Genomic DNA, 25997 nt, shown 5'->3' with positions numbered 1-25997 from the left:
AATAGCTTGTAATGTATAGAAATTATCCATAATTGCTATATAATGTTCACCTACTAACTATTATTATAAAAATTAAAGGCATCTGCATGGGATTTTTACGTTTTCTGCTCCAGCTACCTTATTACATCATCACAATTGCAATTGAAGCTGTTATCTACTTCATCATTTTTATCTTAGCTTTACTCAAAGCTATCCTTTGGCTTTTTACTCCGCTTATTGGCTCCCTGCAATGGAAAAAGCCAGTCTGGGTCAGTAAATTTGCCTCGGGCATTAACTATATTGGTCAATCCTTAAAACAAAAAACTGGTCAGTATAAAACGCTAATTGGTTCCACAATTATCGTGCTTGCTGTAGCTGGCATCAGTGGTAATTATCTGTATCACTGGTATTTGAACAAACCTAAACCTATTGACCCAGCTCCTATTGTTGTTAATACCTATAGCGCCCGTTATTTTGCGCCAACGGGTAATTCATCCCCGTTAAGAATTCGCTTTGAAGGTCATTACCGTTCCCCTGCCCCATTAGAGTTAATGAATAATACCTTTACCGAAGGTGTCAAACTCACACCGGAGATTGAAGGAACCTGGAAATGGATCAGAGATACAGAGATCTCTTTCTCACCAAAAGGCAGCTGGCCACTAGGTGTACAGTACAAGATTGAACTGGATGATAGCCTGTTATTTGCACCAAATCATAAACTGTATGATAAAAGTAAAGTTAATACGTTTACAACGCGTGACTTTAACTACTCTATTAGCAGAAGTGAGTTCTATCAGGATCCGGTGAAACCAGAAGAGAAATCAGTGATATTTTCTGTCGATTTCTCTCATCCTGTCGATAAGTCAACATTTGAAAAAAATATCGCTCTGGAGATGTATGAATATGTTCCGGATGAACCGGCAAAATTCATCAAACCTTATGAATTTACAGTAACCTATAATAACGAAAATACTCAGGCATGGATTCGCTCCACAAATATTGGTCTGCAAGAACAACAGACATTTATCCAGCTATCTATACATCAGGGTGTGGGCTCTACTCTGGGAGGAAACACTTCAAAAGCTACTCAGCAATGGGGGCAAAGTATTCCAAGTCTTTATAGTTTAAACTTAAGTCCGATCTCAATCTCATTACTGGAAATTGATAACCAGACTATGCGACAAGCGCTCATTCTGACATTTAGCCATAATGTTGATGTCAAAGATGTAGCCAAGATCATTAATGTCTGGCAGCTGCCAAATACAGAGCCACAAAAGTCATATATGGTGCGCTATTTTGATTCGTTAGATAGCCAATACAAAAATAAACTCAATGTCACGAGTGAAGATCTGGCTAATTCTAAATTATTGCCACTCAAACCCGCTGATTCTGAACGTCAGTACCAAAGACAAGTCAGTTTTGAAATCAAAGCCGATCAGGGTTCACAGCTTTATGTCTCTCTTGATAAAAACCTGACTTCTGACGGAGGCTATCAACTTCATGATAAATATGAAGAAATCTTACGAGTTCCCTATTATCCACGTTTCCTGAGCTTTGTATCTGAAGGCGCGTTATTACCTTTATCAGGAGATCAAAGCCTGACATTTGTTTCACGTAATATGTCAGAGCTAAAACTAGATATTGAACGTGTCCTGCCGGAGCAGTTACAACATCTTGTCTCATTCAATCGTAATCAATATCAGAATATGAATTTTGGTTATATTGGTAGCGAACACTTTGTTGAAAAATTCTCATTAAAGCAAGATATCGTTGGCTCGCCAGAGGAAGTTATCTATACCAACGTTAATTTATCAAAATACTTACTTGATAATGACAACAAAATGCGTGGTGTTTTCCTGTTAAAAGCTTACAGTAAGCCGTTAGCACAAATGCAGCCGGTCGGTGATAACGACGAGGAATTTGAGGGCGAATTTGAAGATGAAGAGCCAGAAGAACTCAGCTATGACCCGAATAATACCGGATATACTTTTCAAGGTTCACGCTTTATTGTTATCACTGACTTAGGGCTTATCAATAAAACGTCTCTGGATGGTTCTCACGATATTTTTGTGCAATCGATCACAAGTGGTCAGCCGGTTGATAAAGCGAAAGTTTCAGTGGTCGGAGAAAATGGTGTTGAGATCACTTCTGCACTGACCGATGAACTTGGGCACGTTAAATTTGAGCCATTCCAGAAACTCTATAATGGTATTCGCCCGATTATGTATCTGGTTGAAAAAGAACAAGATACCTCGTTCCTGCCGGTGACCAGTTATGACAGAGATTTAAACCTGTCTCGCTTTGATGTTGGTGGTTTATCTGAAAGTCTTAAAGGTAATGAATTAAGAGCTTATCTCTTCTCAGATCGTGGTATTTACAGGCCAGGTGATACTTTTAATATCGGTATCATGGTCAAAGCACAAAACTGGAACATTCCACTTGAAGGTGTGTATGTTGAAGCTTCAATCTATGATGCTAAATATAACTTTGTAACTTCTAAACGCTTCCCTCTGGATGAGTTTGGTTTTAACGAGATCTCGTACACTACTACAGAGTCCTCACCAACCGGAGAGTGGTTTGTTTATCTAAACATTAAAACTGAAGTAGATTACAGTGAAGAGTTAGAAAGTGTTCTGCTAGGTTCTACATCTGTTATTATCAGAGAGTTTGAACCGGATAAGACAACCGTAACAGCAACATTTGAACCAGAAGTGAAAATAGGCTGGACCTCACCTGACTCGTTATCCGCTAAAATTGTAGCACAAAACTTATTTGGTACACCGGCACAAGATCGAGTGGTGGAAAGTAAACTGATCTTAGAACCAGCAATTCCATCATTTAAACAATATGCCAGTTATTCATTTTATCAGTCAATCTCCAGCCAGCGATCCAGTTTTAATATTACTCTGGAAGCAGAACGGACGAATGATGAAGGTATTGCAGAAATCGATCTGTCATCACAATTAAGCAGTTTTGAAGGAACCTATACTGTCAGACTACTGACTGATGTCTTTGAAGCAGATAGTGGCCGCTCTGTGGCTGCGGTAGCAACAACCTTTGTATCTAATGATGAATATCTCATTGGAGCCAAATCTGATGGTAACCTTAACTACATTAAACGTGATGCAGAACGTAGTTTAGATTTTATCGCCATCGATTCTAAGTTAAATCAGATTCAATCTGAAAACTTAACTGCAACAGTTATTGAACAGCGTTATCTGTCAGTTCTGGTGAAACAGCCTTCTGGTGTTTATAAGTATGAGTCACAACGTAAAGATATGACTCTCTCAGAAACACCGTTTGTTATTTCTGATACCAGAACCATTTATCCACTGGATACCTCACAACCGGGTAATTATATTCTGCAGTTAAAAGATGAAAATGGTAAGGTTGTTTATCAAACTTATTACTCTATCGCCGGCTCAGCCAACGTAACACGTAGTCTGGATAGAAATACCGAATTGATGCTCAAAATAGATCGTCAGGAATATCAACCTGGTGATGAGATTGAAGTGTCAATTACCTCTCCATATATCGGTAGTGGTTTAATCACCATTGAACGGGATCAAGTCTATTCATGGACATGGTTTACGACGACAACGACCAGTTCTGTACAAAAAATTACTATTCCTGAAGGGGTTGAGGGTAACGCTTATGTGAATGTCCAGTTTATTCGCGGACAAAACTCTGATGAAATATTCATGAGTCCACTAAGTTATGGCGTTATTCCATTTAAAGTGACCAACGCTAAATTCAATTCAGGTATTAAAATAGATGCTCCGACTTTGATTAAACCGGGGGATGTATTACCCATTACGATTCACTCAAACGATAGACAACGTGTAGCTATCTTTGCGGTCGATGAGGGAATTTTACAGGTTTCTAACTATAAGTTAGTTAACCCGTTAAACTACTTTATCCGTAAACGTGCACTCTCTGTCAGAACATCACAGATTCTTGATTTGATTTTACCTAAGTTTAATCAGCTTAATACCGCCTCAGCCCCGGGTGGGGACTCTGATGAGTACCAATCCGGAGATATGCTATCAGCGCATCTCAATCCATTTAAACGTAAAGTGGATGCGCCTGTTGCTTACTGGTCAGGTATTGTTGAAGTAGATGGCAGCAAAACGGTGGAATACACCGTACCAGATTACTTTAACGGTAAGATTCGTATTATGGCTGTTTCTACTGGTCAAATGACTATGGGCGCAGCTCAATCAAGTACCACGGTACGTAATGACTTTGTACTAACACCAAATATTCCTTACTTTGTAGCACCGGGTGACACGTTTGATGTTAGCCTTGGGGTGGCAAATAATCTGGAAATGGATAGCGATCAGGCTATACCAATTACAGTGACATTAACGACAACACCACATATCTCAATCGTGGGTGAAGCAACAAAACAGATAGATTTAGCGAAAAGTCGTGAAGGTGTCGTGAAATTCACTCTAAAAGCCACAGAGCAATTAGGTAGTGGCGACATGCACTTCAAAGCCAGTTATGCAGAGCACACGACAGATCGTAGTGTCAGCACATCTGTACGCCCAGCTTCTCAATATCGACTACAAACGGTAATGGGAAGAATGCCGAGCGATAGTCATACGATTGATGAGTTCCGTGAGATGTATAAACCTTATAGCCAGAGAGAAGCGCTAGTGTCGTTATCTCCTTTAGCACTAAGCAAAGGATTATCAGCTTACTTAGACAGTTATCCACACCAGTGTTCTGAGCAACTTATCAGTAAAGCAATCCCATCAATTATTGATAATAAACATCCAGAACTGGGCCTCATCAAGCAGAGTGATAAAGCTAATGTTACAGCTCTGCTAAATCATTTATATCAGGTACTACAAATCCGCCAGAACACGGATGGCGCTATAGGAACATGGTATTCAACTTATTCAAATGATCCGTTTATCACACTTTACACAGTACATTTCCTGTTAGAAGCAAGAGATGCAGGTCAGGTTATTCCACAGAAGATACTCAATCAGGCAAATAGTTACCTGCGTGTTATCGCTGAGAATAACCGTCGTGATTTGAATGGTTTACGCCTGCGCGCTTATGCGATTTATCTGTTAACCAGACAAAATCAAATAACCACCAGTTATTTAGCGTCTATTCAAACAGCGCTGAATAACATTAAAGATAAAGCTTCATGGAATACTGATGTGACGGCACTTTATCTGGCCTCATCATATAGCATGCTGAAGATGGACAGAGAAGCAGAGAAATTATTAAAACCAGTCTGGCAACAGATGCAACAAGCCTATGATAATGCCTGGTGGTCACATAATTACTTTGATCCTTTAGTTATCAATGCCAGTAATATTTACTTAATCAGTAAACACTTCCCGCAGAAGATAGCTGATATTCCGGCACAAGCGCTGGAGAATATGGTCATAATGTTAAATAAAGGCCGTTATACCACTTATTCATCCGCAACAGTTATTCTTGCTCTGGATAGTTATGCAACCCAATTAAAAGCAGAAGCGTTATCGCCAGAGACACTTACTGTTTCGATTCTGGAAGGCAAAACGAGTCAGGAAGATAAACTAAAAGTCATTGGTCAGTTGCAGGGCTTAATCGCTCAGGGTCAATTTACTGAAAATACCACTCAGATTCGTTTTGATAACCAGACTAAATTACCAGCGTGGTATTTAGTCTCTGAACAAGGATTTGATCAAGGTATTCAGGACAAACCAATTACCCGCGGTTTTGAGATTATACGCCAATACACTAATGCTGCAGGTGAGTTAATTGACCATGTCAGTTTAGGTGAAACGATCAATGTGAATATCAAAGTCCGTAGTTTATCGCAGGAAGCACTGACTAATCTGGCTATTGTGGACCTGCTACCGGGTGGCTTTGATGTTGTACAGCAAGATATATCCAGTCGTACCAACTATATGAGTAATATCGTTGATAATGATACTGAGTATGATGGAGAAGATTATGAACCGGGTCAACGCTGGGTATCACCAGTTCAGGTTAAAGGTTCAACATGGTCCCCTGACTATGTCGATGTCCGTGAAGACCGAATCATCATTTATGGTGCAGCTCACAATGGTGCAGTACAACAATTTAGTTATCAAATTAAAGCCACCAATGTAGGGGATTATATTGTGCCATCTGCCTTTGGTGAAGCGATGTATGATCGTGATATTTCCGCGGTTTCAGTCGGCGGTCAAAGAATAGTTGTTGAACCTAAAAAATAACTATTTTCATGATCATTAATCTAATACGCCGACTAGTACGTTTAATTGTTTATTTACAAAACGTACTAGTCGCGTTTTTTTTACTGGCGATTATTTTTGTTGGAATAAGGCTTTACCCTCATCCACCACTTTCAGAAGGGCTCACCTTTTCAACTGCTTATTACGATGATAAAGGGGAACTTCTTCGTCTAACTCTGGCAGAAGATAGTCGTTATCGTCTGTGGACTAAACTGGAAGATATTTCACCTGATGTAATTAACGGTATACAGCTGCACGAAGATCAGTTCTTTTACTACCACCCCGGCTTTAATCCTATTAGTCTGCTACGCGCTGTCTGGGTCAGTTATATTGGTGGTGGTAATAAGCAAGGTGCATCAACGCTGACTATGCAACTGGCTCGTATGCACTGGAAACTCAATACGCGGACTATTTCAGGTAAAATTATCCAGATCTTCAGAGCAATACAACTTGAGCTGATGTACTCTAAACACGATATTTTAGAGGCCTATTTAAACTATGCGCCTTATGGTCGTAACATTGAAAGTATTGGTGCTGCCAGCTTAATTTATTTTAATAAAACACCACAAAATCTGACTTTACCAGAATCTTTAACATTGGCCGTTCTTCCTCAGTCACCGACTTATCGTGTTAATCGACAAACGGGTATTGTTGGGGAAGCACTGACCCAGGCTCGTAACCGATTATTTGAACGCTGGCAATCTGACTATCCTGTCACAGACAGCATGCCTGCGCTATTTAATTTACCATTAATCTTACGTCAACCGGAGCAATTGCCTTTCACTGCCCCCCATTTTATCAATCAGATCATTGAAAGTGATAAGTACACTCCAAATACCGATAGTCATGCAGTACTCACGACGCTGGATAGTAACTTGCAAACAATTATTGAACGGCAAGTTGCCGCCTTTATTGAACGCAATAGTGTGCGTGGAATGAAGAATGCATCAGTCCTTCTCATTGATACACAAAGCACCAGTGTTAAGGCACTGGTGGGGTCTGCTGATTACTTTAATGTTGCTATTTCCGGGCAGGTTAATGGGACTACAGCTCAGCGCTCCCCGGGTTCAACATTAAAACCTTTTATTTATGCGCTTGGCTTTGATCAGGGCATACTCCATCCGATGACAATTCTCAAGGACGTTGAAACCGATTTTGGTTTTTATACACCAGAGAACTTTGACCGCAGATTCAGAGGCCCGATTTCTGCCACAGAAGCACTTATTTATAGCCGCAATATTCCAGCTGTCTATGTCGCTTCTAAACTTAAAAATCCTTCATTATATGACTTCCTGCAGCAAGGTCACATCGATAAACTTGCCAGTGAAGAGCATTACGGTTTATCTCTGGTTTTAGGTGGTGGTGAAATCTCACCACAAGAGCTTGGTGCGTTATATACCATGCTGGCAAATCAGGGGCAATGGCATCCTTTACGTTTTACTCAAACCAGTGAATTATCAGCTGGTGAGCAATTACTTACTCCACAAGCCAGTTTTATGACTATGGACATGTTAAGACAAAATATTCGTCGGCAGGATATCCTCTCATCTAAACAGGCTAATCGCCTGCCGGTTTACTGGAAAACAGGGACTTCATGGGGATTTCGCGATGCGTGGTCTGTTGGCATCTGGGGACCTTACGTTCTGGTAGTCTGGATGGGCAACTTTGATAACTCCAGCAATAACGCCTTTGTTGGAGCCGATGCAGCTGCACCATTGTTCTTTAATATTATTGATAGCATAAACGCATACTATCCTAATTTGCGTGAACCAAAGCTTGCTCCAATCACTAATTTAAAACGAGTCGATATCTGTTTAGCCAGCGGTAATTTACTTACTCAGTGGTGTCAGCAAAAAGGCACCTCATGGTTTATTCCTGGTGTCTCCCCCATTACTATTGATACTATTTATCGCCCGGTTCTGATTGATAATATTACCGGTGCTGTCGCTTGCCCACCTTATAATAAAGAAACTTCCCATATTGAAGTCTATGAATACTGGCCGTCTGATTTAGCCAAAGTATTTGCCCGGGCAGGTATACCTAAAAGACCACCGCCAGATATCAGTTATTGTAAGTCATCTGCCTACTTAGGGGAACGCCCAAGGATTACTTCCCCACTTAAAAATGTGGTATATCAGTTCCGGCAGGATAATCACAAAAATGAGCAGATCTTCTTCACTGCTAATGCTGATGGTGATGCAAAGCGTCTATACTGGTTTATTAATAACAGTTATTTAGGTCAGACAGAGATCAACAACTCTTTAGAATGGACACCAACTGAGTCTGGTGTTTATAAGGTGATTGTGACTGATGATTTAGGCAGAACCGACAGCCGCCAAATAACAGTAGAATTTGTCAAATAAGTAACTTATTGCTAACTAACCAGACCAACTTTTCAAAAATAAAATAACCATAAAAAAAACGGTCGCAAATGCGACCGTTTTATATTTTAAGAATGTTTGCGTGAAATTAGTTAAGACGTTCTCTGATACGAGCCGCTTTACCTTTAAGATCACGTAGGTAGTATAGTTTAGCTTGACGAACTGCACCACGACGTTTAACAGCAATTGAATCAACTACTGGAGAGTGAGTTTGGAACACACGCTCAACACCTTCGCCGTTAGAAATTTTACGAACAGTGAATGCTGAATGTAATCCGCGGCTACGAATTGCAATAACAACACCTTCGAATGCTTGTAGACGTTTTTTGCTTCCTTCAACAACCCATACTTTAACTTCCACTGTGTCACCAGGACGGAAAGATGGGATGTCTTTCTTCATTTGTTCGTCTTCAAGTTGCTTAATAATTGCATTTTTCATGATAATTCTCTTTTCTAGTTAAACTGAAATTTCATTTACCCTGTTGTTCGCTATGTTCTTTTTGGAACTCAGTTAACAACAAACGTTGCTCATCAGTCAGAGCTAGTTTATTTAGAAGATCTTCTCTTCTAAGCCAGGTTCGTCCTAGAGATTGCTTTAATCGCCAGCGACGAATTTCTTTATGGTGACCAGACAGTAATACTGCTGGCACCTCCATCCCATCTAACACTTCAGGTCGTGTATAATGCGGGCAATCAAGTAACCCATCGACAAAAGAATCTTCTTCTGCTGACGCTTCGTGACCCAAAACACCCGGAATAAACCGAGCAACTGCATCAATTAACGTCATAGCGGGTAACTCACCACCACTTAACACATAATCACCAATAGACCACTCTTCATCAACTTCAGTCTGGATAATGCGTTCATCTATACCTTCATATCGTCCACAGATCAAAATTAACTTCTGATTTCCGGACAATTCGCGAACTCCCGTTTGGTCAAGTTTGCGCCCTTGTGGAGACAGGTAAACTACTTTGGTATCTTCTCCCGACACTGCTCTTGCAGCATTGATAGCATCCCTTAATGGTTGAACCATCATCAGCATCCCGGGACCACCGCCATAAGGACGATCATCCACAGTCTTGTGCTTATCATGCGCAAAATCGCGCGGACTCCAATACTGTATTTCTAACAAGCCGTTCTTAACTGCCCGACCTGTCACCCCATAATCAGTTATTGCATGGAACATCTCAGGAAAAAGGCTGATGACGCCGATCCACATATGTCGCTCCATAAACTAATTAAAAGGCTGGATCCCAATCAACTTCAATAATTTTAGCTGCGAGATCAATATTTTTAATCACTTGTTGTTCAACAAAAGGCAGTAAACGCTCTTTTGCCCCAAAAGCATCTTTAAGATTCGCTTTTACAACCAACACATCATTTGAACCTGTTTCCATTAATTCGGTAACGATACCTAAGTTATAACCTTCAACAGTCACAACTTTGCATCCGATCAAATCTTTCCAGTAAAAATCACCATCACTAAGTGCTGGTAATTGGTCTGCATCAACATAAATTTCAATATTGGTTAATGCATTGGCAAGATCACGATCATCAATACCTTTAATTTTCACAATAGTATCATTGCTATGTGGTTTAAAAGCCTCCGGCTCAACAACCTGCCATTTACCGGCGCGCTGAATATACCAAGGTTGATAATCAAAAATACTTTCAGAGTATTCTGTGAATGAATGAATTTTTAACCAGCCACGAATCCCGTAGCAAGCACCAAACTTACCCACAACAATTCGATTTTCTGTATTATTCATCATTACTCAGAACCTGATAACAAATTAAGCTGCTTTTTGCGCTTGTTTGATCAGTGTACAAACACGATCAGAAACAGTTGCACCTAAACCAACCCAGTGAGTAACACGATCTAAATCGATACGTAGTTCTTCAGCTTTACCTTGAGCAATAGGGTTGAAGAAACCAATACGTTCGATAAAACGACCGTCACGTGGGTTACGGCTATCAGTGACAACCACTTGATAAAATGGACGCTTTTTAGAGCCGCCACGAGCTAAACGAATAGTTACCATAACATCCTCTTAAAATTAAATAATTTGCTTTTAACTATCTCTTTTGCGTAATTACAAAGGAAATTTGTATATATAAAAAGCCAGAGGATTATACTCTTTTCTACAAAAAGAGCAATGATTGGAATCAAGGATTGCCATATTGAGATGAAAATAAATAATAAAATTTTACTTTGATTTGGTTTTTAAAACTCAACTCATTCATTCAAACAAAAATCCCTCTTCTTCAAGAGGGATTTGCCATTCAAAATAAGAATATGATCTTATCTAAACACCTATTTTACTTTCTGCCACAGCCATAAACTAAAGATCACACATGCAAATAAGCCACCAAAGCCAACACCGATCCAGATCACCGGAATCCCAAGTGCTACAACAACAGAGTAGATTCCCAGCATAATAAGCATGACGCTGTTTTCACTGATATTTTGTACCGCAATAGCATTACCTGCACCAACAGTTTTCTTACCAAAGTCTTGTAGATAGGCGTTCAATGGCACTAAGAAGAAACCACCCAAAGCACCAATCAGCACTAACAGAGCGTAAATGAAATAGACATTTTCCTGCATGACTAAGTAAGACACACAAATCCCCATAACAATACCCGCAGGAATACAACGAGTAATTTTATTTAAGCTCACCAGTTTTGCCGCCAGACCAGCACCTATTACAATACCAATCGCTACAATACCATTTAAGATAGTTGGTGTTTTATTGTCTGAAATCCCCAAAGCAATAGGTACCCAGTCAATTAATAGAAAGCGCAGTGTAATTCCAGCTCCCCAGAATAAACTAGTTCCAAGCAATGTAAAACGTGCATATTTATCTTTCCAAAGCGCTTGTATTGATTCAATAAAATGTACAAGTATTTGTTTAAAATCCCATTTAATAATTTTACGAGCTGGTTGTAATTTAGGAATATAAAAATTAGCAATCACCGCACATAAGAAGATACCACTACACATAATCAGTGATGCCATCACACTCAGATCGGCAACATATCCGCCGGCAATCGAGCCAAGTAATATGGCGGCAATGGTTGATGCTTCAATCAGACCATTAGCTTTAACCAGCTTATCTTCTGTTGTCAGTTCACCTAAAATACCGTATTTAGCCGGTGAATAAAATGCAGCACCAAGACCAACCAAAACATAACCAAGGAAAGGATCAAAGCCCACACAAACTGCTGTAGCCCCAAGGACTTTCAGACCATTAGCCATCATCATCACTCGGCCTTTAGAAAAACCATCGGCAATGTGTCCTACAAACGGTGCTGTCACAATATAAGTAACGACAAACGCCATTTGTAAAACTGGTCGGCTCCAGTCAGGATATTGTAGATCTTTAATAAAGGCTAATAGTGCAAATAATAGCGCATTGTCACCAAAAGCAGAGAAAAACTGTGCCAGCATCACGGCAGACATACCTTTATTTAATAAAGGTTTTTTTGCTGTATCTGGATTCATAGAAGTATCCTTTTAGAGGAAAATGAGTTGTTGCTGCCGACTAGAGTATATCGCCGGCAGCAAATCATTATGCGTCTTGATCAACCATTTTGCGTAGTGCCACAAAATCGACTTTACCACTACCAAGCAGAGGAAACTCTTTTATCACTCTGATATCTCTTGGTACTGCCAGCATTGGTAAACTAAGCTCTTGTGCAGCCTGATTAAGTTGTTCACGAGAAAGCGTTGTTGAAGTGGTGAACAAAACCAGCGCCTCACCTTTTGATTCATCTGGTTTAACCGTCACGCCATGTTCAGATTGAGGATCCGCTTTTTTCGCTATCGCTTCGACACTTTCTAAAGAGACCATCTCGCCGGCAATTTTGGCAAAACGTTTTAAGCGCCCCTGAATAGAGACAAAACCCTCTTTATCAATAGCAACAATATCTCCGGTATCGTACCACTGCGCCTCTAAGTCACCATCCTGATTAACAGCAGCCGGGCGTTCAAGCTCTCCCGGATTTTCTACTCTTAAATAGCCTTTCATGACGTTAGGCCCTTTAACCTGCAGACGACCACCGGTTTCAATACCTGGTACAGAAATAAGACGAGCCTGCATACCCGGCAAAATACGACCAACCGTGCCCTTTTTAAACGCCATCGGTACGTTAATTGCAACCACTGGAGCACATTCAGTCACACCATATCCTTCAAGGATACGAATGCCAAATTTTTCCAGCCATACATTACGGATATTATCGTTAAGCTTCTCAGCTCCGGCGACTACGTAGCGTAAGCGCATGAAATCAAATGGATGGGCAAAACGCGCATACTGAGCTAAAAACGTTGGCGTACCAAACAAAATCGTACAGTTTTGATCATAGATCACCTCCGGTACGACGCGATAATGTAGTGGGTTTGGATATAAGAATAATCGACTTCCTGAAAATAATGGCAGGAAAAGACCAGCAGTAAGTCCAAAGGCATGGAACAGCGGTAAAGCAGCCATAAAACAGTCACTTGGTCTTGGATCAAGCACAGTACGAATCTGTTCTACGTTTGCCAGTAAGCTGGCATGAGAGTGAACAACACCTTTAGGGTTTCCTTCAGAACCAGAGGTAAACAAAACTAGTGCTTCATCATCTGCTCGTTGTTTTCGTTGAATTAAACGAGGAACAAATAGATGTAACAATACCCAAAGCTTATCTGACCAGGTAATTTTTGAGGCTAAATCCTCCAGATAGAACCATTGTACATTAGGTACTTCATCAACCAGATGAGTCAGTTTACCTTTTGCTAAAAACTGTCTGGAAGTAATAATAGTTTTAATCTCTGCTGCGGTCACTGCACTGTTAATCCCTTTGGCGCCGGAAGTATAGTTAAGCATCGCCGGAACACGGTTTTTAATAGAAACCGCAAAAATAGTGGCCGCTGTGACTTTGGCATTAGGTAACAATAAACCAACACGTTCTTTATTTTGGGTAATTTTTTCAACAATACAGCTGACCCCCAAAATTTTCTTTAAAAAAGCACGGTAACTATCTTGTTTTAAAGAGATATCGTTGATGGCTGCTGTTTTAGCACCATAGCGAATCTGAGCATCAAGGAAGGCCTCAAATAGCGTCACTTGTGGACGACTTGCCATACGAGCATCCATCATAATCTGATGTAGCTTTTCACCTGCAATATAACGTCTCTCGCTGGCTTTTGGCGCTTCCGGCATAGAGATATGTTCAGGCTCTAAAATATTAATCGTAATTTTTGGAAACAGACGACGTTTAAACAGACCTTTTAAACGACTGGTAATAGTAAACTCTGCCCCTTCAATCCATATTGGCACAACAGTTGCACCCGTTTTAGCGGCAACAAAGGCAGCACCATCATAAATTTTCATCAATGAGCCCGTTACAGTGATTCTCCCTTCCGGGAAGATCACAATCGGACGACCTTTATTAACTTCACGTACCAGATGACGAATCGCCATCGGACTACTTGGATCAATTGGCACGAAATCAACAAAACGACTGGCTAAACGAACCAACCAGTGATCGATATATAAAGAGTAAATTGCAAAGACCGGACGGACAGGAAGAAAAGCACCGAGTAAAACACCATCCAGAAAAGAAACATGATTAGGAGTGATTAACAGTTTATCTTGTTTAAGATGTGAAAAATCACCTTTGACGCGAACATGAAATAGAATACGTAGTAATGCTTTAATTATTTTAACAACCATTAGCTATCTCGAGTATCGTGCAATATTACACAAAATTGATAATAAGTAGCGCCATATAATAGCACAACTACAACCGGCTCTATTTGATTAAAAATTAACCATAATAAGCGTGATCTATATCATATTTAGCTCTTTTAGCTAATTTCTTAGATGCTATAAAATCAGAGATAGTTATTGACCAAATTGTTAATTACAATGAATATAAACAAATAAATTTTATTATAATAATGTGTCTGCATCGTCGCTTAGCAAGGTAATAATTAATAATGAGTATTTTAGCCCTACAAGCTTTTTTCCGCCGTATTGATAACAGTAATAAATTTCAGTTTGTGGTTATTGCTGTCATTGTTCTGTCCGCCTTATCTATTGGTGCACATACTTACCGTTTACCTGCCTGGATAAATAACACCTTACTTATTCTGGATTACTCAATTACCGTATTCTTTCTACTGGAAATTATTATCCGCTTTTTAGCTAGCCCAAGCCCGGGGGCTTTCTTTAAAAAGGGCTGGAATATTTTTGATACACTGATTGTGCTAGGTAGCTTAGTGCCAATTGGTGGTTCCACCATTCTGCTGGCAAGACTGCTACGTATCTTTAGAGTACTACGATTGATTTCAGTCGTTCCGGAACTCAGAATTCTGATTAATGCCCTGCTGAAAGCAATTCCAAGAATGGCTTATATCGCCCTGCTCATGTTCATTATCTTTTATATCTACGCTACTGTTGGCAGTATTGTATTTGTGAATATAAATCCCGAACTCTGGGGAGATGTAGGTATTGCTTTACTCACCATGTTTAGAATTGCCACCTTTGAAAGTTGGGGGGCAATCATGGGGGAAGTCATGACAGTTTATCCACTTAGCTGGACTTTCTTTATCAGTTTTATCTTTTTAGCAACATTTATTTTCTTAAATATGATGGTGGGAACGATCTTAGATGTGATGGCTAAAGAGACTCGTAACGTCGAAAGAGAAACTACCACAAAAGATCAAATGGTGGCTACTGTACAAGATATTGATGCTCTAAAAGCTGAGATTTTAGAATTGAAAGCCCTGCTCATTCAGAAAAACCAACATTAAATCTCTCCAATCTATACAGCATAAGTCAGACACTTATGCTGTTTTATCTTTATGAATTATAATATTTTTAGCTGATTTTTAGCATTTTAAATAGCTGGACATTTTTATGTTATTTATTGATAATAATTCTCATTTATAAATTATCTGCCACTAATGGACCCTAAAAATGCTCAAAAAAGTCGTTATCGTAAGTAGTTTAATTACTGCCGCTATTAGCTTGTCTGCCTGTCAGTCTGATACCATTCAAATCACTCAAAATGATAATACTATTACCCTGCTAAAAGCACCGGAAAAAGTTGTCGTCATGGATTTTGGAGTGCTGGATACGCTTGATGCCTTTGGCTTAAATAATACCGTTGTCGGTTTACCAAAGCAAAATATTCCGGATTATCTGAACCAATATACAAGTTCTGATGCAATAAATACCGGTACAATGAAAGAACCTGACTTTGAAGCAATAACAGAAACTAAACCGGATCTGATTATTATCAGCCCACGCCTGTCTTCTTCAATAGACAAATTATCTCAAATCGCTCCTGTGATTAATATGCCAGTCAGCAATAAGGATTATTTTAGCTCTGTAAAAAGTAATATCACTCTGCTTGGACAAGTCACCAACAATCAGGATAAAGCTGCACAAAATATTGCTCAGTTAGAGCAAAAAATTGCTGAGGCTAAACAAGTTACTACAGAGTCACCAGTTAATGCGATTGTAGCACTACATAATAATGGGCGTTTAATGCTGACTAACCAAAGCACTTATGCTGCACTGATTCATGACGTACTCGGTGTAAAACGTGCCGTCGCTATTTTACCATTACTGACTAAACCACAACCGGGAGAAAGACCAAAACCAACGCTGGTTGATAATCAATATATTCAAACCTTAAAACCGGGTATTGTGTTTGTGATTGACCGTAGCGAAGCAATTGGTCAAAAAGCAATGGCTGATGACTTTTTCGATACTAAAATCTTAGAACAGACTGGCACTAAAGTTGTCCATCTGACAGCGGATCTGTGGTACTTATCTGGTGCGGGTGTTGAAAGTACTAATTTACAAATCGATGAAGTGACTACTGCACTAAAATAATTAATTCTGTTTTTCAGTAAAATAAAAAAGCCACAAATAATCATGTGGCTTTTTTGTTATCTTTTAAATTTTTCTGTTAACCGTCAGATATAAAAATGCCCCTAAAAACAGAGCAGCTTTTAGGAACATCTATTTTTAACGTTTAGTTTATTGATTCATTAACATCAATTATTTAGAACGTGGACGACCACGACCTTTTGGTGCCCCGCCTTCACTATCAGAAGAAGCACGTGGTTTTCTTCTTGGTGCGCTGTCACCGCTATCAGAACGGCTACCACGGCCTTTTGGTGCAAAATCACGTCCGCCTTTACCGCCACCAGAATCACGTTTACCTTTTGCCGGTGCAGCAGGCGCATCGCCAAGCATACTCATATTCATCGGAATATTCAGTACACGGACACGTTCAAAATGAGTCAGTAAATCTTTTGGCATACCTTTTGGCAGCTCAACCGTCGAGTAGTTATCATATAATTTGATATTACCGATATAACGGCTGCTGATATCGCCTTCATTAGCGATCGCACCAACGATATGACGAACATCAATACCATCTTCACGGCCTACTTCAATACGATACAGATCCATATCACCTACATCACGACGCTCACGACGTTTTGGTGCTTCACGATCATCACCACGCAGACGACCACCACGATCATCACGGCTATTTCTGTCGCCACGATCATTACGATCACCGCGAGTTTCACGCATTGGCTTAACTACCGGATCAGGAGGAAGAATCAACGAACGGTTACCTTGTGCCATTTTTAATAAAGCAGCAGCTAAGTTCTCAAGTTCAGTGTCATCCTGTTTTAACTTCATTAAAATTTCACGGTATTGCTCTAAATCTTTACTATCTAATTGTTTTTGTACTTGTTCTGCAAAACGCGCTAAACGACGTTCTTCCATTAGCTCTTTAGATGGTAAGCCAACTTCAGGAATTGCCATTTTCATTACATTTTCAACATTACGCAGTAAACGACGCTCACGGCTATCAACAAATAGTAATGCCCGACCAGCACGACCAGCACGACCAGTACGACCAATACGGTGCACGTAAGATTCTGAATCTAGTGGAATATCATAGTTAACCACTAAACTAATACGTTCAACGTCAAGACCACGCGCTGCAACATCAGTTGCAATTAGGATATCTAAACGACCATTTCTTAAACGATCAAGTGTTTGCTCGCGCAGAACCTGTGTCATATCACCATTTAGTGCCGCACAGTTATAACCATGTTTTTCCAGCACTTCAGCGACATCAAGTGTTGCTGTTTTGGTTCTTACAAAGATAATCGCTGCATCAAAATCTTCTACTTCAAGGAAACGGACTAATGCTTCATTTTTACGTAGTCCACGCACCAGCCAGAAGCTTTGACTAATATCCGGTTTGGTTTGCATTGTTGCTGCAATTTGAATCTCTTTTGGATTCTTCATAAAACGTTTAGTAATACGACGAATTGGTGCCGGCATTGTTGCAGAGAATAGTGCTGTTTGATGACCTTCAGGAATAGCATCCATAATACTTTCCACGTCATCAATAAAGCCCATACGCAACATTTCGTCAGCTTCATCAAGGACTAAACCTTTTAAATTAGACAGGTCTAAAGTACCGCGTTTTAAGTGGTCAAGTAAACGGCCCGGTGTACCAACAATAATTTGTGCACCTTGTTTTAAAGCACGTAACTGACCATCATAACGTGCACCACCATATAATGGTAATACTTTGATTCCATTCATATATTTAGCGTAATCAGTACACGCATCAGCAACCTGAATCGCCAGCTCACGCGTCGGCGCTAAAACTAAAAGTTGTGGTGCTTTTAAATTAGCATCTATTTTGCTTAAAAAAGGTAAGCTAAATGCAGCTGTTTTACCACTACCGGTTTGTGCCATCCCAAGCACATCTTCACCTGATAGCAATAGTGGAATACACTGCGCCTGAATAGGTGATGGTTTTGTAAAGCCCAGATCGTTCAAGGCATTAAGAATAGATTCAGGTAAACCTAAATCAACAAAAGAAACTTCGTTTGTCATGTAAACTCGCTTATAAGTACTGTTTTGTTAAAACATATAGACGCCAGCTTACTAAACTGAAAATTTGACAACTATCCCCACGATAACCAGTGAATTGCTACTTTCGTAACCTGTTGATTTATAAGCAGAAATTATCTGCACGTTAATATCTTAACAGAAGATATTAAATTATCCTGCAATGACAGGACACAACACTAGTTATAAAAAGAACTGCTATAAAACCTATTTTCACTTTTTTAAAACTGGCATGACCCCAGAATTAATCTTTTAAATCGATTAATTACTTTGATTTCGCTCTTTCTCGAGCAAATTTAACTCTATTAGTGCCTGCTTATATTCAATATAGTTATAAATATTATTTGCTAACGAATATTTGAATAATGTCTCAGCACGTTTTTCATTACCTTTACTCAGGTAATATTTACCTAAATAAAAATAGACTTCAGTAAGGCGCTCAGCTAATTGACGATTGCTGGTCACCTCTTTTTGGGTATTTTCCATCAGCGTTGATTCACTGATTTTACCCAGATAAAACGCCACAATATCACCACCCCAGGCACTTTGATCTTCCATCTGATCATAACGCTCCTGCAAAGATTTTAATGCAGCTTTACTATCAATTTCTTTATCCACCAGATAAACCCAAAGCAGGCGAATCGCATCTTCAGGTTTATCATTGTAGAAGAATAAAACGTCATCCAGTGCTAACGAATAACGCTCACCACGATATGAAACAAGACCACGATTGAAATGCGCAGAAACGCTTTCCGGATCAAGTTCAAGTGCAGTATTAAATGCCATATAAGCAGCATCTGAATCATCTTGATCAATGGCAAATGTGCCTAAGTAATTATATACCTCTGGCAGATCTGGTCTCATCGCCATCACCAAAGTCATATCACTTTGTGCATAGGCTCTTAAACCAATTGAATCGTAGAGAACACCACGTAAAAACAGCGTGTGTAATCTGGTATCATCATCAATATCTGGACTATTAAGTTGTTGCCCTAGTCGTGCAATTTTCACTTCATCTTCATAAGTCGGACGCTCTGGTATAGCTAATACGGGATCTTTATACCATCCTAGCGTATTACATCCGGAGAGAAAGATTGCTATAAGCGCAATAATTCCACATTTTATGCCGACAAATTTCATGGTGACTCCAACTGCTTAAGGTGCCAATGTGGCACCTTAATATGACGACTACTATTACTTATTCAGCAGAATCAGTAGTAACTTCTGACTCAGCTGCAGGTGCTGATGTCGTTACCGCATCTTTCATGCTTAAACGAATACGACCCTGACGATCAATTTCAAGTACTTTTACTGGTACTTCCTGACCAACAGTTAAGTAATCAGCCACTTTCTCAACACGATGTTCAGCAATTTGAGATACGTGTACTAAACCTTCTTTACCACCAGAAATTGCCACAAAGGCACCAAAGTCAACGATACGAACAACTTTACCTGCATAGATCTTACCAACTTCAACTTCAGCAGTAATGTCAGTAATACGGGCAATAGCTAGTTGTGCTTTCTCACCGTTTGATGCAGCGATTTTCACTGTACCGTCATCTTCGATTTCAATTGTAGTACCCGTTTCTTCAGTAAGTGCACGGATTGTTGCACCACCTTTACCAATCACGTCACGGATTTTCTCCGGATTGATATTCATAGTGTAGATACGCGGTGCAAATTCAGAAATTTCTGAACGGTGGGTATTAATCGCTTGTTCCATCACACTTAAAATGTGCAGACGCGCACCTTTAGCCTGATTTAATGCAACCTGCATGATCTCTTTTGTAATACCTTCAATTTTGATATCCATTTGCAGCGCACTAATACCAGTACTTGTACCCGCTACTTTAAAGTCCATATCACCTAAATGGTCTTCATCACCAAGAATATCTGACAGAACGACAAAGTTATCACCTTCTTTAACCAGACCCATTGCAATACCAGCAACAGATGCTTTAATTGGCACTCCTGCGTCCATTAGTGCTAAAGAAGCACCACACACAGAAGCCATTGAAGAAGAACCATTTGATTCAGTGATTTCAGATACCACACGTACAGTATACGGGAAGTCTTCAGTTGAAGGCATAACCGCTTTAACACCACGTTTAGCTAAACGACCATGACCGATTTCACGGCGTTTTGGTGAGCCAACCATACCTGTTTCACCAACAGAGTACGGAGGGAAGTTATAATGTAATAAGAAACGGTCAGTATATTCACCGGTTAACTCGTCAATTGTCTGTGCATCACGCTCAGTACCAAGTGTTGCTGTTACCAGCGCCTGAGTTTCACCACGAGTAAATAGTGAAGAACCATGTGTTCTTGGTAATACACCAGTACGAACATCAAGTGCACGGATCATGTCTTTTTCACGACCATCGATACGTGGTTCACCAGCGATAACGCGCTGACGTACTGTTTTACTTTCTAAATCAGTGATGATGTTTAATACTTCATTATCATCTAACGTTTCATCTTGTGCTTTTAATGTAGTAAGAACATCTTCTTTAATCGCATCAATTTGCGCGTAACGATCTTGTTTTACTGTAATACGATATGCTTCACCAAGACGTGCTTCAGCAAGTTGTGCAACTGCATTATATAAAGTTTCATTTTTTGCCGGAGCAGCCCAGTCCCATTTAGGTTTACCTGCTTTAGCAACCATTTCGTTGATGTTATCAATAACAACTTGTTGTTGTTCATGACCAAACACAACTGCGCTTAACATTTGATCTTCTGTTAACAGGTCAGCTTCTGACTCAACCATTAACACTGCGCTTTTAGTACCTGCTACCACAAGGTCTAAACGACTGTTTGGTAGTTCGCTGGTCATTGGATTTAGTACGAACTGATCATTAATGAAACCAACACGCGCACCACCAATTGGACCATTGAAAGGAACACCCGCTAAACTTAATGCTGCTGAAGCACCAATCATTGACACGATATCAGGATTAATTTCAGGGTTCACAGAAACAACTGTTGCTACGATTTGAATTTCGTTGAAGAAACCTTCAGGAAACAATGGACGAAGTGGACGGTCAATTAAACGAGCGATAAGTGTTTCGCCTTCACTTGGACGACCTTCACGTTTAAAGAAGCCACCCGGGATACGGCCAGCCGCATAAGTACGTTCCTGATAGTTAACAGTTAACGGGAAAAAATCTTGCCCTTCTTTAACTTTTTTATTAGCCACAACAGTAACAAATACTGCTGTATCATCCATGCTAGCCATAACAGCAGCAGTTGCCTGACGAGCCATAATACCGGTTTCGAGAGTTACAGTATGTCGACCATATTGAAATTTTTGAATTGTTGGATTAAACAAAGTGAATTCCTCTTAAATAAGATTTGAATGGAAAAGACCTTCTCATACTCACGACTAACGACAAATCTCTCTCAGATTTTTATCTCATTGTTTATTAAGATAAAATTACCAGAAATAGAGCTCTCGTTAGCCGCGCGGGATATGATATTGAAGATCTTCAATAAAAAACGCGTCTAATTATACATCAAAACAGTAAATTGTCATAATTATTCGCAGCATAAAAAAAGAGGCTTAAGAGCCTCTTTTTCTTAATATCACTTAAAATTAGCGACGTAAACCTAAACGTTGAATTAACTGAGTGTAACGAGCTACATCAGAACGTTTTAGGTAATCAAGTAATTTACGACGGCTAGAAACCATACGTAATAAACCACGACGGCTATGGTGATCTTTTTTGTGTTCAGCAAAGTGATCTTGTAAATGAGTAATTTGTGCAGTTAATAAAGCAACCTGAACTTCAGTTGAACCTGTATCTTTTGCATCACGGCCATACTCGGCAACAATTTTTGCTACAACTTCTGCGCTTAGAGACATAATAAACTCCTAAACTATCTATAAAGATATGTAAGTAAATAAACGAGAACCCCGATCTCTAATTCAGTAGTTCCCACGAATTGGGCGACAATTATACGCCGCTATTTATAAATTGCAATCAATAAAACCCGTTATTATTGAGTTTTTTAGATAAAAAATATTGTGGTTAAAGAACAAAAACATTCAAATAGTTAACATATTCATTTAGAGACACTAGAGTGACGCCAAACAATATCGGCACTATTTTGTCATTTAAAAACGAAAAAGTTATGCTAAAATATCGTAGTATTCAATTTACATTAAGTAAGAATAAATTATAAATAAAATAAATAGGGATCGGTGTAAAGAAGATATGAAAAACAGTACTTTTAAAGTAAGCGGGCAAACGCTTTATGATGCTTTTATAAATAAAAAACAATTACTAAAAACTTCATTATTCTCGCGTTTATTTAGTATCATCGTACTAAGTTTCATTTCCTTATTATCAATTAACCGCACTAATGCTGAATCATTAACATTAACCTCAGAAGTCATTCAAGGTAACAAGCCATATTTAAAGTTATCAGATGGTACAGAGTTAACAAGTTTAAATCAGTTATCAGGTTTTAGCATGCCAAACCGGGATGGCACACCCGGTACAGAGCAAATTGATGTAAGTATGGCAGGAACAGTACTGATAGCCCCGGTGGGGATGAAATTTAGCGATATAACGGCGATAGTCAGTACAACAGGTGCTTCAGAGCTGTTATCAAGCACTACTCAGCTAAGTGTAGATGACGACGATGGCGATGCAGGGATACTGGACACTATATTAGGAACAGCAAAGGTAGAATGGAAAAACAATGGTGTGACAGTTCCACTCTCTGCTCAAAATCAAATCATGCCGAAATGTGAGGGTCCTTATACATTAGAAATTACGATAGATGGCGAAGTATCGGCCAATACAATGTATGGTTATCCAAGGACAAATAATTATGGCACAAATCCGACAATAACATATACATTTACACCCGCTGGTGGTCCTGAGATTTGTTACATCGGAACGGGGGAAATGAGCCAATTTTACACTGGTACAAGTGATAATCTTAAATATACAATTGGCTACAATCCTGCCTTATGGGAGAAAACCGGTAATGTTCATCGAGGTTTTTCTGTCAAAGCACTAAATCAAGCGGCTGTAGCTTACCCTACAACTGGGTTTGATAAAGCTGTATTAAAGTTGATGGGTTCAGGTACAGATCAGAATAATTACAGGTGTACAAAGGGAGCAGGCGCTAGTTGGGTAGATTTATCAGGTTCTGCGAGTACAGCATTAGGAGAAAACTGTCAAATCACCTATAACAGTACAGCAAAACCGACAACAGCAGCAACAATCAATATGGATTACACTGTTGATGGAGGGCTAACCTGGATACCAATGAACAGTTACACTATACCGGTACCGATGAAGTGGGCGATAGGTAAAGGCTTACTGCAATACGGCAATACTGGCAGCGTGTCTACATCAACTGCCTTTCCTGTTCTAGATGCTTGTCGTACTGTAGGGCCAAATGCAGACAATGGCACGACGACACCAAGCGATATGGGAATGACAGAGGCAAATAAGGAATTTCGTCAGCAATACCTCTACCGACGTGATGAGTTAACCAATAGCCCACGTACAGTAGCGGCAGAAGGAAGCGCACCTCCTCTTGGTCAAGATTATTACTCCCGAGATGCTGATGGCACGTTTATGGGAGAATGGGGAAGAGTAGCAAACTATGCTGGTTCACCATGGAGCGGTACAATTGGGTACTGGGCCAGTGAAGCATGGTCTACAGTTAACCAAAACGTTGTCAGTACAGATGGCAAAAGTGATTACTCTCATCCATTCAAAAGCTACGCAGCAATATGCCGTGGTTAAGTTCGGTTAATAACTCGTTTTTTACTCTTATGAGCTACATCTTTGTAGCTCATTTTTTTAATGAGAAAATTTAGTTGTTGTAAGCCTTATGATTATATAATTTCTCTGTTCTTATTAACCTAATTAGTATCATAAAATATATTCATATACTTTATTATTTATAAAAAATTGACTCAATTCACATTTATAGACATTAATATTCAAAAAAATGCGATATGAACTCTTTTGAAAGGTAAAATTAAAATATCCAGTTGCTTGATTCAGACAGATAAGTAAATAGTTAGAGGAAACAATATGGGTAAAAATATAATGAAAAAAGTATTCCCATCTATTGGAACAGTCATTTTTCTATGTTTTCTGATATCTCCGGGGGTACTAACTGCGTCCCTAACAGCCTCTTCTGCACAGACCATTCAGGGCCGTGGCCCACAACTTCTTACTGTTGATGGCGCTATTCCTGCGGATATAAATGATTTTCTGCACTTTTCAGTGCCTGATACATCAGAGCCTGCCGGATATAAGACCTATGTAGGGGATACTGATATTTCTAATATCTACTTTCCTCGCACCTTGAAGCTGAGTGATTTTAATATTGATATATGGGATAACGATTATACTGATGAGGATGGTGATGCTCCGTCATCAACGAGTTTGGTTTCTTACACTTCATTAGTCGCCCAGTGGAAAGACAAATACGGTAATGTAGTATCAAATACGACCGGCTATTTAGATAGCTGTGTCGCACCTTATACATTAACGATTGAAGCCCAGGATTTTAGTGTTGTTTCAGAATATGGTGACCCAATTTCCACGCTCATTGGTGATTTAACAAAAACGTTCTCGATTAATGTAGAACCCGAAATTTGTTTCTTAAAACCAACTCATATGGCTTGGATCAATTGGTCAGCAACAGGTGGTGGCCCTCCTACATTTGTCACCGGAAACGGAACTTATAATCCACCATCTTCCAATAACTTTGGCGCTTATTACAGTGAAGATTTTGATCCGGCAAATGGTTTTAAAACCAAAGTGTCTGGTGATACTTTCCCAACAACAGGCTTTGAAAATGCTAAATTTACTGTAGCAACCTCATCCTGGCCGGCTGGTTTTTCCGGATTCTCCTCAAGCAATCCGGCTGTAGCCAGTATTAATTCCAGTACAGGATTGGTGACGCTGACAAGACCAGCCAGTTTACCAACTACTGTGACAATAAGTATTACCCCCGTTGGTTTGCCAACGTTAAACTACTCATTTACCATCAAAAAATGGGCTATGCCTAAAACCGCGTCCGATGCAGGGATGGGTGGAACCAATTATACAACGTACGATATTGCCACTGCTGTCTGTGGGACTCAAATGGCTACACGTCAGGATTTAACCAGTTCACCAAAAAACAATGTTGCTGGCGGTAGTAGTCTTGGTTCAAATAACGTGTATACCAGAGCTATCGGTACACTTGGTGGTGAATGGGGTTCCTTACAAAATTATAGTGGTTCAAACTGGATGCATAGTTACTACTGGACATCAGAGCTCTATCAAACAGATAGTCCTTTTGTTGTAGGTGTAAACTATGGTTCAATCTCCCACTTCAAATTGGTTGAACCGCCAGTACAGCCAAATAATCCGGCTGTTGTTTGTATTGAACAATAATGTTTATAGAACTTATTATTTCAAGA

General features: G+C 39.6%; 16 protein-coding genes. 6 read left to right on the top strand and 10 right to left on the bottom strand.

Features of this window, described 5'->3' with window-relative positions; translation table 11 throughout:
- Positions 1–86: 86 nt before the first annotated feature.
- Together IPMB12_RS07345 and pbpC are read left to right on the top strand one after the other, a co-directional pair.
- Entirely contained in the window at positions 87–6203 is a 6117-nt protein-coding gene (locus IPMB12_RS07345) for an alpha-2-macroglobulin family protein (RefSeq protein ID WP_166916401.1), read from the top strand.
- A gap of 8 nt (positions 6204–6211) precedes the next feature.
- Positions 6212–8584, top strand: a complete 2373-nt coding sequence (gene pbpC, locus IPMB12_RS07340; RefSeq protein WP_166916399.1) for a penicillin-binding protein 1C — start codon at positions 6212–6214, stop codon at positions 8582–8584.
- A gap of 106 nt (positions 8585–8690) precedes the next feature.
- Here the strand turns inward: pbpC and rplS are convergent, their stop codons facing one another.
- The 6 genes from rplS to aas form a co-directional block, all read right to left on the bottom strand.
- Positions 8691–9041: a 50S ribosomal protein L19 gene (gene rplS, locus IPMB12_RS07335; RefSeq protein WP_166916397.1), complete on the bottom strand. Its 351-nt coding sequence runs from the start codon at positions 9039–9041 to the stop codon at positions 8691–8693.
- A gap of 31 nt (positions 9042–9072) precedes the next feature.
- Positions 9073–9825: a tRNA (guanosine(37)-N1)-methyltransferase TrmD gene (gene trmD, locus IPMB12_RS07330; RefSeq protein WP_166916395.1), complete on the bottom strand. Its 753-nt coding sequence runs from the start codon at positions 9823–9825 to the stop codon at positions 9073–9075.
- 19 nt (positions 9826–9844) lie between these two features.
- On the bottom strand, positions 9845–10378 hold the full coding sequence (rimM, locus tag IPMB12_RS07325; RefSeq protein WP_166916393.1) for a ribosome maturation factor RimM: 534 nt from the start codon (positions 10376–10378) through the stop codon (positions 9845–9847).
- Positions 10379–10399: 21 nt separating this feature from the next.
- Positions 10400–10648: a 30S ribosomal protein S16 gene (rpsP, locus tag IPMB12_RS07320; RefSeq protein WP_166916391.1), complete on the bottom strand. Its 249-nt coding sequence runs from the start codon at positions 10646–10648 to the stop codon at positions 10400–10402.
- Between the two features lie 272 nt (positions 10649–10920).
- Positions 10921–12111 carry a lysophospholipid transporter LplT gene (gene lplT, locus IPMB12_RS07315; RefSeq protein WP_166916389.1) on the bottom strand — a complete coding sequence of 397 codons (1191 nt, stop codon included), beginning with the start codon at positions 12109–12111 and terminating at the stop codon, positions 10921–10923.
- Positions 12112–12178: 67 nt separating this feature from the next.
- Positions 12179–14326 carry a bifunctional acyl-ACP--phospholipid O-acyltransferase/long-chain-fatty-acid--ACP ligase gene (gene aas / locus IPMB12_RS07310; protein ID WP_166916387.1) on the bottom strand — a complete coding sequence of 716 codons (2148 nt, stop codon included), beginning with the start codon at positions 14324–14326 and terminating at the stop codon, positions 12179–12181.
- 266 nt (positions 14327–14592) lie between these two features.
- On the opposite strand from aas, the gene IPMB12_RS07305 reads away from it, so the two are divergent.
- Together IPMB12_RS07305 and IPMB12_RS07300 are read left to right on the top strand one after the other, a co-directional pair.
- Positions 14593–15408: an ion transporter gene (locus IPMB12_RS07305; protein ID WP_166916385.1), complete on the top strand. Its 816-nt coding sequence runs from the start codon at positions 14593–14595 to the stop codon at positions 15406–15408.
- A gap of 166 nt (positions 15409–15574) precedes the next feature.
- The gene (locus tag IPMB12_RS07300) at positions 15575–16498 is read left to right on the top strand and encodes a siderophore ABC transporter substrate-binding protein (protein ID WP_166916383.1); all 924 of its coding nucleotides are present in this window, start codon (positions 15575–15577) and stop codon (positions 16496–16498) included.
- Positions 16499–16666: 168 nt separating this feature from the next.
- On the opposite strand, the gene IPMB12_RS07295 is transcribed toward IPMB12_RS07300, so the two are convergent.
- The 4 genes from IPMB12_RS07295 to rpsO form a co-directional block, all read right to left on the bottom strand.
- Positions 16667–18538: a DEAD/DEAH family ATP-dependent RNA helicase gene (locus IPMB12_RS07295; RefSeq protein ID WP_166916381.1), complete on the bottom strand. Its 1872-nt coding sequence runs from the start codon at positions 18536–18538 to the stop codon at positions 16667–16669.
- A gap of 276 nt (positions 18539–18814) precedes the next feature.
- The gene (gene nlpI / locus IPMB12_RS07290) at positions 18815–19693 is read right to left on the bottom strand and encodes a lipoprotein NlpI (RefSeq protein ID WP_166916379.1); all 879 of its coding nucleotides are present in this window, start codon (positions 19691–19693) and stop codon (positions 18815–18817) included.
- Positions 19694–19751: 58 nt separating this feature from the next.
- Positions 19752–21884, bottom strand: coding sequence for a polyribonucleotide nucleotidyltransferase (gene pnp, locus IPMB12_RS07285; RefSeq protein WP_166916377.1), 2133 nt, complete (start codon positions 21882–21884; stop codon positions 19752–19754).
- A 264-nt stretch (positions 21885–22148) separates the two neighbouring features.
- Positions 22149–22418 (bottom strand): 30S ribosomal protein S15, encoded by a 270-nt coding sequence (rpsO, locus tag IPMB12_RS07280; RefSeq protein ID WP_166916375.1) that lies wholly within the window; start codon positions 22416–22418, stop codon positions 22149–22151.
- A 352-nt stretch (positions 22419–22770) separates the two neighbouring features.
- Between rpsO and IPMB12_RS07275 the strand changes: the two genes are divergently transcribed.
- Both IPMB12_RS07275 and IPMB12_RS07270 read left to right on the top strand, forming a co-directional pair.
- The gene (locus IPMB12_RS07275) at positions 22771–24321 is read left to right on the top strand and encodes a hypothetical protein (protein ID WP_166916373.1); all 1551 of its coding nucleotides are present in this window, start codon (positions 22771–22773) and stop codon (positions 24319–24321) included.
- Between the two features lie 294 nt (positions 24322–24615).
- Positions 24616–25971, top strand: a complete 1356-nt coding sequence (locus IPMB12_RS07270) for a hypothetical protein (protein ID WP_166916371.1) — start codon at positions 24616–24618, stop codon at positions 25969–25971.
- Positions 25972–25997 lie beyond the last annotated feature (26 nt).

The organism is Zophobihabitans entericus (assembly GCF_011745665.1).
In the GTDB taxonomy this organism is placed as follows: domain Bacteria; phylum Pseudomonadota; class Gammaproteobacteria; order Enterobacterales; family Orbaceae; genus Zophobihabitans; species Zophobihabitans entericus.
The sequence above is the reverse complement of the archived record's forward strand: the minus strand, read 5'-3'. Positions and strand labels throughout refer to the sequence as shown.

Coding starts and splice junctions, on each gene's coding strand:
- IPMB12_RS07345 (WP_166916401.1), top strand. CDS start 87: ATGGGATTTTTACGTTTTCTGCTCCAGCTACCTTATTACATCATCACA.
- pbpC (WP_166916399.1), top strand. CDS start 6,212: ATGATCATTAATCTAATACGCCGACTAGTACGTTTAATTGTTTATTTA.
- rplS (WP_166916397.1), bottom strand. CDS start 9,041: ATGAAAAATGCAATTATTAAGCAACTTGAAGACGAACAAATGAAGAAA.
- trmD (WP_166916395.1), bottom strand. CDS start 9,825: ATGTGGATCGGCGTCATCAGCCTTTTTCCTGAGATGTTCCATGCAATA.
- rimM (WP_166916393.1), bottom strand. CDS start 10,378: ATGATGAATAATACAGAAAATCGAATTGTTGTGGGTAAGTTTGGTGCT.
- rpsP (WP_166916391.1), bottom strand. CDS start 10,648: ATGGTAACTATTCGTTTAGCTCGTGGCGGCTCTAAAAAGCGTCCATTT.
- lplT (WP_166916389.1), bottom strand. CDS start 12,111: ATGAATCCAGATACAGCAAAAAAACCTTTATTAAATAAAGGTATGTCT.
- aas (WP_166916387.1), bottom strand. CDS start 14,326: ATGGTTGTTAAAATAATTAAAGCATTACTACGTATTCTATTTCATGTT.
- IPMB12_RS07305 (WP_166916385.1), top strand. CDS start 14,593: ATGAGTATTTTAGCCCTACAAGCTTTTTTCCGCCGTATTGATAACAGT.
- IPMB12_RS07300 (WP_166916383.1), top strand. CDS start 15,575: ATGCTCAAAAAAGTCGTTATCGTAAGTAGTTTAATTACTGCCGCTATT.
- IPMB12_RS07295 (WP_166916381.1), bottom strand. CDS start 18,538: ATGACAAACGAAGTTTCTTTTGTTGATTTAGGTTTACCTGAATCTATT.
- nlpI (WP_166916379.1), bottom strand. CDS start 19,693: ATGAAATTTGTCGGCATAAAATGTGGAATTATTGCGCTTATAGCAATC.
- rpsO (WP_166916375.1), bottom strand. CDS start 22,418: ATGTCTCTAAGCGCAGAAGTTGTAGCAAAAATTGTTGCCGAGTATGGC.
- IPMB12_RS07275 (WP_166916373.1), top strand. CDS start 22,771: ATGAAAAACAGTACTTTTAAAGTAAGCGGGCAAACGCTTTATGATGCT.
- IPMB12_RS07270 (WP_166916371.1), top strand. CDS start 24,616: ATGGGTAAAAATATAATGAAAAAAGTATTCCCATCTATTGGAACAGTC.